This is a genomic window from Flavihumibacter fluminis (genome assembly GCF_021491375.1).
In the GTDB taxonomy this organism is placed as follows: Bacteria; Bacteroidota; Bacteroidia; order Chitinophagales; family Chitinophagaceae; genus Flavihumibacter; species Flavihumibacter fluminis.
This window is the reverse complement of record NZ_JAKEVY010000001.1, coordinates 1,228,188-1,238,646: the sequence shown is the minus strand read 5'-3', so window position 1 is coordinate 1,238,646 and position 10,459 is coordinate 1,228,188. Positions and strand designations below refer to the sequence as shown.

The 10,459-nt window shown below is 45.3% G+C and carries 11 protein-coding genes; 4 read left to right on the top strand and 7 right to left on the bottom strand.

Translation table 11 applies throughout. From position 1 onward, the window contains the following. Window positions 1–213: 213 nt before the first annotated feature. The 4 genes from sucD to L0U88_RS05535 form a co-directional block, all read right to left on the bottom strand. A complete protein-coding gene (sucD, locus tag L0U88_RS05550; protein ID WP_234864611.1) occupies window positions 214–1,086 on the bottom strand; it encodes a succinate--CoA ligase subunit alpha in 873 nt (290 codons plus the stop codon). A gap of 74 nt (window positions 1,087–1,160) precedes the next feature. Further along, window positions 1,161–1,970: an ABC transporter ATP-binding protein gene (locus L0U88_RS05545; protein ID WP_234864610.1), complete on the bottom strand. Its 810-nt coding sequence runs from the start codon at window positions 1,968–1,970 to the stop codon at window positions 1,161–1,163. A 1-nt stretch (window position 1,971) separates the two neighbouring features. Further along, window positions 1,972–2,709, bottom strand: a complete 738-nt coding sequence (locus L0U88_RS05540; protein ID WP_234864609.1) for an MlaE family ABC transporter permease — start codon at window positions 2,707–2,709, stop codon at window positions 1,972–1,974. 21 nt (window positions 2,710–2,730) lie between these two features. Then, the gene (locus tag L0U88_RS05535; RefSeq protein ID WP_234864608.1) at window positions 2,731–5,076 is read right to left on the bottom strand and encodes an NADP-dependent malic enzyme; all 2,346 of its coding nucleotides are present in this window, start codon (window positions 5,074–5,076) and stop codon (window positions 2,731–2,733) included. Between the two features lie 106 nt (window positions 5,077–5,182). Here L0U88_RS05535 and L0U88_RS05530 point away from each other — a divergent pair, with 106 nt between their 5' ends. The 4 genes from L0U88_RS05530 to L0U88_RS05515 are packed head-to-tail and all read left to right on the top strand — an operon-like array spanning window position 5,183 to window position 7,985. Beyond that, window positions 5,183–6,013 carry an ABC transporter ATP-binding protein gene (locus L0U88_RS05530; RefSeq protein WP_234864607.1) on the top strand — a complete coding sequence of 277 codons (831 nt, stop codon included), beginning with the start codon at window positions 5,183–5,185 and terminating at the stop codon, window positions 6,011–6,013. Between the two features lie 23 nt (window positions 6,014–6,036). After that, window positions 6,037–6,846 carry a hypothetical protein gene (locus L0U88_RS05525; protein WP_234864606.1) on the top strand — a complete coding sequence of 270 codons (810 nt, stop codon included), beginning with the start codon at window positions 6,037–6,039 and terminating at the stop codon, window positions 6,844–6,846. A gap of 25 nt (window positions 6,847–6,871) precedes the next feature. Continuing rightward, window positions 6,872–7,249: a GntR family transcriptional regulator gene (locus L0U88_RS05520; protein ID WP_234864605.1), complete on the top strand. Its 378-nt coding sequence runs from the start codon at window positions 6,872–6,874 to the stop codon at window positions 7,247–7,249. A gap of 10 nt (window positions 7,250–7,259) precedes the next feature. Next, complete coding sequence (locus L0U88_RS05515; RefSeq protein ID WP_234864604.1) at window positions 7,260–7,985, top strand: hypothetical protein; 726 nt, start codon at window positions 7,260–7,262, stop codon at window positions 7,983–7,985. Here the strand turns inward: L0U88_RS05515 and L0U88_RS05510 are convergent, their stop codons facing one another. The 3 genes from L0U88_RS05510 to deoC are packed head-to-tail and all read right to left on the bottom strand — an operon-like array spanning window position 7,986 to window position 10,395. Further along, window positions 7,986–9,188 carry a M20 metallopeptidase family protein gene (locus tag L0U88_RS05510; protein WP_234864603.1) on the bottom strand — a complete coding sequence of 401 codons (1,203 nt, stop codon included), beginning with the start codon at window positions 9,186–9,188 and terminating at the stop codon, window positions 7,986–7,988. Window positions 9,189–9,228: 40 nt separating this feature from the next. Continuing rightward, complete coding sequence (locus L0U88_RS05505) at window positions 9,229–9,657, bottom strand: SPOR domain-containing protein (protein ID WP_234864602.1); 429 nt, start codon at window positions 9,655–9,657, stop codon at window positions 9,229–9,231. A 60-nt stretch (window positions 9,658–9,717) separates the two neighbouring features. Further along, on the bottom strand, window positions 9,718–10,395 hold the full coding sequence (deoC, locus tag L0U88_RS05500) for a deoxyribose-phosphate aldolase (protein WP_234864601.1): 678 nt from the start codon (window positions 10,393–10,395) through the stop codon (window positions 9,718–9,720). Window positions 10,396–10,459: the final 64 nt, after the last annotated feature.

The window sequence follows — 10,459 nt, the reverse complement described above, 5'->3', positions numbered from 1 at the left end:
GGATTACATAGACCAATGCCCGCAAATCAATCATCTTAACAGAACCTTGAGTGTATGTGATCTACTCCCGTTGCAGGAACAAATTAAAAAAGCTGTCCCCCGGAGAGGACAGCCCTATGTTGGAGTGAATGGGAGACGACTGCCTGGGAGGGTACAGAAAGACAAAAGCGGTACAAATATTGCACCGCTTTTTGATATTTTCTGGTATATCTACTATTTTTTAATCACTTCGGCCATCTTTTTTCCGATATCAGCCGGACTTTGTACTACGTGGATTCCACATTCCGCCATGATCTTCATTTTCGCAGCCGCAGTATCGTCTGCGCCACCGATGATCGCTCCGGCATGTCCCATACGACGACCCGGAGGCGCTGTCTGACCTGCAATGAATCCTACCACCGGCTTGGTTCCATTCTCTTTAATCCACTTAGCAGCTTCCGCTTCCATGCTTCCTCCGATCTCACCAATCATTACGATACCGTCCGTTTCAGGATCATTCATCAGCAATTCTACCGCTTCTTTGGTAGGTGTACCAATGATGGGGTCACCACCAATACCGATCGCTGTGGAAATTCCCAATCCCGCTTTCGCTACCTGGTCTGCCGCCTCATAAGTCAGCGTACCACTCTTGGAAACAATACCAATACGACCGGCCTTGAACACAAAACCTGGCATGATACCAACTTTGCATTCATCGGCAGTGATTACACCCGGACAGTTTGGACCAACCAGGCGAGTCTTGCGGCCCTGCAGGAAGTTTTTGGCGCGAACCATATCCTGCACCGGAATACCTTCTGTGATACATACCACCAGTTCAATACCGGCTTCAGCGGCTTCCATGATAGCATCTGCTGCAAATGCAGGTGGAACAAATATGATGGATACATTGGCGCCGGTTGCCTTCACAGCATCGGCTACCGTATTAAAAACAGGACGATCCAGGTGCATTGAGCCACCTTTACCGGGAGTAACACCACCCACTACCTGGGTGCCATACTCGATCATTTGGGTAGCATGGAAAGTTCCTTCCGTTCCTGTGAATCCCTGTACTATAATCTTCGATTGCTTATTTACTAAAACGCTCATATGGCTTTATTTTAATGATCGGGGGCAAAACTAAGGTATAATGGGCAGATATCCGGCGCATTCCAAAGGGAAAATTAGCGGATCAGGTCCTCCATATTCCGGTCGTTGTCAATCTTGCCGGTCTGTTCCAGCATCCGCATGTCCTTTGCATCCCGGAGGAAGTCAGAGGCAAAGATGAATTCATTCAGGCGCTGGTTTTTGCTGAAGATGATCTCTTTATTATTCCCTTCCCATTCCTTGTCTCCTTTGTACATATAAATGATCTTATCCCCAATCTCCATTACGGAGTTCATATCATGGGTATTGATCACGGTGGTAATATTAAACTCCTGTGTCAGTTCTTTGATCAGCTTATCAATCACCAGTGATGTCTGCGGATCAAGACCAGAGTTGGGTTCATCGCAAAACAGGTATTTGGGATTTAATACGATCGCCCTGGCGATTCCTACCCTTTTTTTCATGCCTCCGCTGATCTCAGCCGGGAATTTTTTGTTGGCATCCCTCAGCTCCACCCGGTCCAATACCTCATCAACCCGCTTGCGTTTCTCTGCCAGGGTCCAGTTGGTAAACATATCCAGCGGAAACTGAATATTTTTCTCAACAGTCAAGCTGTCAAAAAGAGCAGAACCCTGGAACAACATCCCAATCTTCTTCCGGATCTCCTTTTTGCCAGCTGCATCCATATTGGTGAAATCCTCGCCATCGTATAAAATGGAGCCGCTATCCGGACGAAACAATCCAACCAGGCATTTCATGAATACGGTTTTCCCGCTTCCACTGGCTCCAATGATCAGATTACATTTGCCATCGTCCATAACCGCACTCACATCGTTGATTACGATTTTGTCGCCAAAGCCTTTTTTGATATGCTTTACTTCAATCATATTATAAGAGTATGGCTGCCAACACGTAATCGGCAAATAGAATTAATACGCAACTCACCACTACCGATTTGGTAGATGCCCGCCCGATTTCCAGTGCTCCTCCCTGTACATAATATCCATAAAAGGCAGGTACACTGGATATGATAAAAGAAAAAACATAGGCCTTTACCATTGCAAAAAACACGTTATAGGGTAGAAACGCATTCAGCAGGCCTTTGTCAAAATCAGTTGTTGAAAGGATATTCGCTGCCTGACCGGCCAACCGGCCTCCCCAGATACCCAGTCCGGCTGATATTACCACCAGCATGGGTATCACCACCAGGGCTGCCACAATCTTAGGCAACACCAGGTAGGTTTTGGTATTGATCCCCATAATTTCCAATGCGTCAATCTGTTCACTTACCCTCATATTTCCCAGTTCACTCGCAATTTTACTGCCTACCACTCCCGCCAGCACAATACAGACAAGGGTAGGAGCAAACTCGAGTAACACGGTATCCCGCACGATCTGGGCGATGGAAGATTTTGGAATAAGCGGACTCACCAGCTGATAAGCTGTTTGCAGGGTGGATACCGCACCCATAAAAACGGATATAATCACCACAATGCCGAGCGATCCGATTCCTATATCATTACACTGGTGCATGAATTCCTTCCAGTATACCTTGCGGTTCTCCGGTTTGGAAAACATATCCCTTAACATCAGTATGTATCTCCCGAATTCCTGGATAAATTTCATGCTATGCGCTTGGCTGATTAATTACATTTCTTTTGTGACTTTCTGGAATCGTTTCCACCACTTGGATTTGCGAACGATCTCTTCTGTCTGATTGCGGCTGCATTTCATTTGTGCATCTATTACCGCAACCAATGCCATGTTAAAGATACTCCGAACCGAGCTTCCTAACTGTAATACATGAACGGGCTTTTTCAATCCCAGCAGAATCGGTCCGATTGCGTCTGCTCCACCTACTTCTTTCAATAGATTATAGGCGATATTACCTGCAGCCAGGTTGGGGAAAATCAGGGTGTTCACGTCCTTATCCACCAGTTCGCTGAAAGGATAGTTGTCTTTTAAAATTTCTTTATTAAAAGCGATGATACCCTGCATTTCGCCATCTACGATCAGTGAAGGATTTCGCTCTTTTACCAGCTTACGCGCCTTGGCTACCAATTGGGCTTCGGGCGATGCACTGCTTCCGAAATTGGAATAACTCAACATCGCAATGCGGGGGGTGAGATTGAAATTCCGAACTTCCTTGGCTACCATCAATGTGATTTCCGCCAGTTCTTCTGCAGTTGGATTAAAGTTCACCGTTGTATCTGCCATAAAAATGGGACCCTTCTTGGTCAGCAGCAGATACATGCCGGCGATTTTGTTTACGCTTTCTTCCGTACCGATCACCTGCAACGCCGGCCGGATGGTTTCATCGTAGTTGCGGGTGAGCCCGGATATCATGGCATCAGCATCGCCTGTTTCCACCATCATGCAACCGAAATAGTTCCGATCTTTCATGATCTTGATCGATTCGTACTTATTCAGGCCTTTACGCTGTCTTTTTAAAAACAGGAGCTGCCCATAATCCTTTCTTTTCTCTTCCTGCTCATCACTCCGCGGATCAATGATAGGAATGCCATCTAAATCAATCTGGTTGGTTTCAGCGATCCGGCGGATCTTTTCTTCATTTCCTAACAGGATAGGATAGGCGACACCTTCCTCAAAAACAATGGAAGCTGCTTTCAGAATTTTACTGTTATCCGCTTCCGCAAAAACCAGGCGTTTCGGATCTCTTCTTGCCTTGCTGCCGATTACACGCATCAACTGGTTGTCGATACCCAGCCGGTTGTTCAATTCTTCCTCATACGCTTCCCAGTTTTTAATGGTAGTGGTGGCAACCCCACTGGCAATCGCCGCTTTGGCCACAGCCGGTGCGATGCAGGCCAGCAGGCGTGGGTCAAGGGGCTTGGGAATTATATAATGCGGACCAAAAACGATATTCTTTTCATTATAGGCCAGGTTCACGATATCCGGAACCGGGCTCTTGGCGAGGTCTGCCAGCGCATGTACGGCCGCGAGTTTCATTTCCTCATTGATCTGAGTGGCCCGCACATCGAGTGCACCCCTGAAGATATAGGGAAAGCCCAGCACATTGTTCACCTGGTTGGGATAATCACTCCGTCCGGTTGCCATGATCAGGTCTTTGCGCGCAGCAATGCCTTTTTCATAAGTGATTTCCGGATCAGGATTGGCCATCGCAAATACGATGGGATTTTTCGCCATGCTTTGCACCATCTCGGTGGTAACTACATTCCCGACACTCAATCCAAGGAAAACATCCGCATCTTTCATGGCTTTGGCAAGCGTCCAGTCAGCTGATTTTACCGCGAATGGAGCTTTGTCTTCTCCCAGGTCTGTTCTTCCTGCATGCAATACGCCATCCTTATCAAAGAGGGTGAAATTTTCATAGCGGGCACCGAGGGAGACATACAGTTTCACACAGGCCATAGCCGCAGCTCCGGCGCCATTAATTACAAAACGAACTTTCTCAATTTTTTTCTTCTGTAACTCAAGGGCATTCAGTAAAGCAGCCGAACTAATGATGGCGGTACCATGCTGGTCGTCATGCATCACCGGGATTTTCATCCGCTTGCGCAATTCCTTCTCTATGTAAAAGCACTCGGGAGCCTTGATATCTTCCAGGTTAATTCCGCCAAAAGTGGGTTCCAGCGCTTGTACGATGGCTACAAATTTTTCAGGATCCTTTTCATTGATCTCAATATCAAATACATCGATGTCTGCAAAAATCTTGAACAATACCCCTTTCCCTTCCATTACCGGCTTACTGGCTTCCGGGCCAATATCGCCAAGTCCCAATACCGCAGTACCATTGGTGATGACTCCCACCAGGTTGCCTTTGGCAGTATATTTATAAACGTTCTCACGGTTGGATTCGATTTCCTTACAGGGTTCGGCCACACCCGGACTATACGCCAGCGACAGATCCCGCTGGGTTTTGGCCTCTTTGGTGGGAACCACTTCAATTTTCCCCGGCCTTCCTTTCGCATGGTACTCAAGGGCCTGGGAACGTCTGGTTTCTTTACTCATACGGGTGCAAAATACGAAATGACATTTTGCAAAAAGATTTGGTTGGAAAAGAAAAAGCTCTACATTTGTACTGTACTAGTTAAGTAGTACACTAAAACAATAAAATATGATATCCATCCAGAACATTCATTTCAGGTACAAAAACAAACCGGTTTTCAGTGGTTTGTCGCTGGATCTGCAACCCGGACATATCTATGGACTGCTGGGTAAAAACGGAACGGGGAAGTCGACCCTGCTCCGATTGATCAATGGTTTACTCTTCCCAAAAGAAGGTAAGCTTAACGTGCTGGGCTATACGCCGGCCAAACGCCAGCCAGATTTTTTGAAGCAGGTTTTCCTGGTTCCGGAAGAGTTTTATCTGCCGAATATCTCCATCAATGAATTTTTAACCGCCAATACCGGATTCTATCCGCTATTCAATGCCGAACAATTCAACAGCTATCTGGGTGAATTTGCCATTCCCCGCGACCAGCACCTGCAGGAAATGAGCTATGGACAGAAGAAAAAACTGTTGATCAGTTTTGGCCTGGCCTGTAACACCCCCATCTTATTAATGGATGAACCAACCAACGGGTTGGACATTGTAAGCAAAAGCCAGTTTCGTAAAGTGATGGCGGGTGCCGTTAGCGAAGAAAAATGCATCCTGATTTCCACCCACCAGGTAAAAGACCTGGAAAACCTGATCGACCGGATTACCATAATTGATGAAGGCGGTATTCTCTTTGATCAAACAGTTGGCAGTATCACCAATCGCCTGCATTTTAAAATTTCTTTCGACAGCGAGGAAGTTCGGTCTGCGCTTTATAAAGAGACCTCCTTAAAAGGGAATGCCATCATCCTGCTCAACGATGAAGGAGAGGAGGGAAGGCTGGACCTCGAGATGTTATACAAGGCCATCATCTCCAATAAGGAAGCGGTACAAAAAGCATTTAAATAATCAACCACCTTATCCAACTAATTATGAATAGCGAATTCAGTTTTGAACGTTTGTTTGGATTAATCCGCAAACAATGGATTGAAAATAAAAAGTTCTATACCCTTGGCGCATTGGCTCTACTGGGAATGATGAGCATCTGCATGATTATATTCTGGGTGCTGATGGATGGTGATAATTATATGGAAGCATTTGCATATAATTTATATGTTATCGGATTGATTTTAGCAGGATCAATTTATGGAAGCATCAGCTTTTCCATTTTAGGATCAAAAGAAAGAGGACAGTACTGGTTGTGTTTTCCTGCAAGTCATACAGAGAAATTGATTACAACAATTTTTTTCAACGTAATCCTGTTTTTCATCGTATATACGCTTTGTTTTTTTGTAGTTAAATGGGGTTGTCAGGCTTACATAGAAAATTATATCCGCACCCATAAATGGGCCAGCATCCGACCAATGGATTGGGAAAATGGTTTTGGGGAAGCATTCCCCTATATCATCTGGGGTTATTTCTGTTTGCAATCACTCTTTATCCTGGGTTCTGTTTACTTCAAACAGTTCGCTTTTATAAAGACCGTCATTTTTGTCACGATAATTGGAGGTGCCCTGAGTTTCCTGCTTGCCAAGCTCGCGATCAACTTATTCCCTAATTATAACTTTTACTGGAACAACCTGGAGTTGAGAGAATACCATGATCCTTCCAATTATGGAGTATATAAATCCTATGCCTTAGGTTCAACTTTATCAAAAGTACTTGGTTACTTACTGACCTATAGTTGGGTACCCTTGTTCTGGGTTATCACCTGGTTCCGTTTGAAAGAAAAAGAAATTTAACGCATACCCTTAAACGAAATTAATCATGCAATTCAATACAACCGGCCAGGCCATATATCTTCAGATTGTGGACTATGTCTGCGAGAAAGTGCTGCTGGACGAATATCAACCGGAAGACAAACTGCCCAGTGTAAGGGAGATGGGCATGCAATTGGAAGTAAATCCCAATACGGTCATGCGGGCCTATGAAGTGCTCAAACAGCAAGGGATCATTCATGACCGGCGCGGCATTGGATACTTCATCAGTGAAGCTGCCAAAGAAAATGCACTGAACTACCGGAAACAGGAATTTACCAACAGTGAATTGCCAGCCTTTTTTAGGGTCCTGTTCATGCTGGGTATGGAGCCATCTGATCTGGTTCCAGCTTATGAGAGTTTTAAAACCAAATATGTAAGAGCATAAACCTATTCAGATGAAAACAAGTAATAAATTATTAGTAATACTGCTAATCAATCTCGTACTGATACCAACCACCATCATGCTGGCGCTTTCTGCAAAAGTTAAAAGCGGTAATTATGTACTGGGTATGACAGAAATGGAAAAAGAGGCCCGGGCTGCTAAGCCCATAACAGCTACTGGCTTGCTGAAACTGGCAGCACCAAAGGGTTCCAAACTGGAATGCACCATTCATTATTCTGACAGCGTGTATTACCGTAAATATGGTTCTGCGAATGAAAGACTTTCTGTTGAAAATTCAGGTGATACCTTGGTGTTTTCCTTAGCTTCTTCTACAGATGCGGGTAAAGATGAAGATCGGAATGAAATCTATCTTGATTTATTTATGCCCTTCAACGGTTTGCTACTGCTGGATGGTACTACGGCAAAACTGGATTCAGTAGCCGCTGATGCGGAAATTGAAGTAGCCATGCAAAATAATAGCATCCTTACTTTGGGTAACAGGGAAAGAGATAAAAACACACCGTTGAAATTTGCTTCTCTCTTTGTGCAGGCGAACAATTCAGATCTGAATATTCCCGATCTCACCTCCATTGAAAAGCTGGTGCTGAAACTGGATGGAAAATCAAAACTTGGTTTCGGCCAGGAATTACAACTAGCCAATCTGGAGGGAACTGTTTCCAGTGAAACATCCGTGACAGGTCCCGCAAAATGGATTTATCTATTAAAACCAACCCCCTGATCAGGGCTCTACCAGGGCTCCCAATACAGCCATAATAGCCATCCCGGTTTCGATGGCAGATTCATCAATATTGAACGTGGGCGTATGCACTCCGGATACGATGCCACGTTCTTTATTCATTACGCCCAGCCGATAAAAACAGCCAGGTATTTGCTGTGAATAATAGCCAAAATCTTCCGCACCCATTCTCAGTTCTGTCTCTTCTACCCGTGCACTTCCAAGATAATCTATGGCAACTGCTTTGGCTTTTTCATGCAGGACTTCATTGTTGTAAACAGATGGATATCCCACATCAATGTGTAAATCTACTTCAGCGCCCATTGATTGAGCAATGCCCTCCACTATGTTTCGGATCAGTTCATGCGCTTTGAATCGCCAGCCTTCATCCATTGCCCTGAACGTGCCCATCATTTTGACCTCGCTGGGAATAACATTGGTGGTATGTCCACCCTGTATAGAAGTGATAGATAAAACAGAAGGTTGATGCGGATCCCGGTTTCTGCTGATCACCTGTTGAAGAGCAACTACCATTTGTGAGGCAACCAATAAGGTATCGGTTGTAAGGTTCGGTGCAGCAGCATGTCCGCCCTTTCCTTTTACTGTTATATAAATTTCATCAGCACTCGCCATTACTTTTCCGGCCCGGAAACTTACCTGCCCAACCGGTAATTGCGGATGCACGTGCAATCCGAATATTGCTGCAGGCGCTGGGTTTTCCAATACTCCATCCCGGATCATATAACTCGCGCCACCCGGATTTTTTTCTTCGCCTGGCTGAAAAACCAGTTTAATGGTGCCTGTCCATTCATCTTTTAACTCCTGTAAAAGGCGCGCTGCACCGAGTAAACAACTGGTATGCACATCGTGCCCACAGGCATGCATAATACCCGGTTTTGTTGATTTATAGGATATATCATTTTCTTCCAGGATGGGAAGTGCGTCCATATCTGCCCTTAAGGCAATACATCGACTTTCGGGGTTCCTGCCTTTTATAAGTCCCACTACACCTGTAGTAGCCATTATCGTAAACGGAATACCCAGTTTGCGCAGGTGTTCCTGCACAAATTGGCTTGTCTCAAATTCCTGGTAACTTAATTCCGGATTGGCATGTAAATGTTGCCGAATGGCTATATATTCTGCTGCGTAATAAGCAGCTTTCTGCCTTATTTTTTCCTGTAATTCCTGTTGCTCCTGGTTCCCCATCCCACAAATATAAGCGCTCTCCCAACTTCTTACTTCGAAATCAATCTTCCATGCTCTTGTCCGGATTCACTTCAATCACATCATTCACGATGTATACATTCTGCTTGAATTCCCGGGATAACTGGCGTTGGTAGGATTCCGCCATTTTCCGGTCTTCAAAATTGCCCACCCGCAATCTGAAATAGGGGGCCTGATAAAGCAGATAGGCTTTCAACTCCGGGAATAACCGGTAAACCGTGGTTTTTGCATTGATTGCCGCATTCCGGTCGGTCGTATTAATTACCTGGATACGAAAACCGGGTATGTTCCGGCGCGATTCCCTGGTAGTTACTTCATTGATCTCGATCTGCTTTCTCACGAGTTGGTCCAGCCTTGGGTCTTTTTTAACGATTATGGTATCCACTACCGGATTGGCATAACCGATGACTGTATAGACGCAGGCAAAAAATAATATTATCAGGGTTTTCATGTTACTAAGACATTCAAAATCCTCGCCAAAGTTGGCAGGACCGTTCTTTTTAATCTTTTACTAATAACCTCCGGTAGTTTCCCTGGCGGGATTTCCTTCCGCAATGGCAACACTTGCGCTACAGCCCAGGCGATTCGCACCGGCCTCCACCAGGGCACTGGCAAAGGCAAAATCCCGGATTCCACCAGAAGCCTTGATCAGTACCTGTGGGGGCAGGTGCTTTCGCATTAACTGCACCGCTTCCACACTGGCGCCTTTTTCAGCATAACCGGTGGATGTTTTCATGAAATCGATACCAAGCGGCCCCAGTTTTTCACAACAACCAATGATTTCTTCCTCGCTCAGAATACCCGATTCAATAATCACTTTTAAGATTCTTCCTTTATTGTGACAGACTTCCACCAGCAGGGCTACTTCTTTCTGCAGATAGGTCCAGTCCTGCTGTTTGAGCGCTACCAGGTTGATCACCATATCTACCTCATGCGCCCCGTCCACAACGGCCAGTACGGTTTCTGCTACCTTGGCTTCCGTGGCAGAATACCCAAAAGGGAAACCCACTACGGTGGCTACTTTTACGGAGGTAGGTGCCAGGATGGCCACCGCTCTTTTTACAAAAGGCGGTGGTACACAAACTGCTGCAAACCCATAGGCAACGGCCTCTGCACATAATTTTTCAATATCCCCAATTGAAGTGGTTGGCTTTAAGATGGTATGGTCTATAAAAGAAGCAATATTCATAATATGTAACGACCGCTGATAAAAATCGGTAGTCGAAGTTATACCATTTACTTAAATTCGGTAC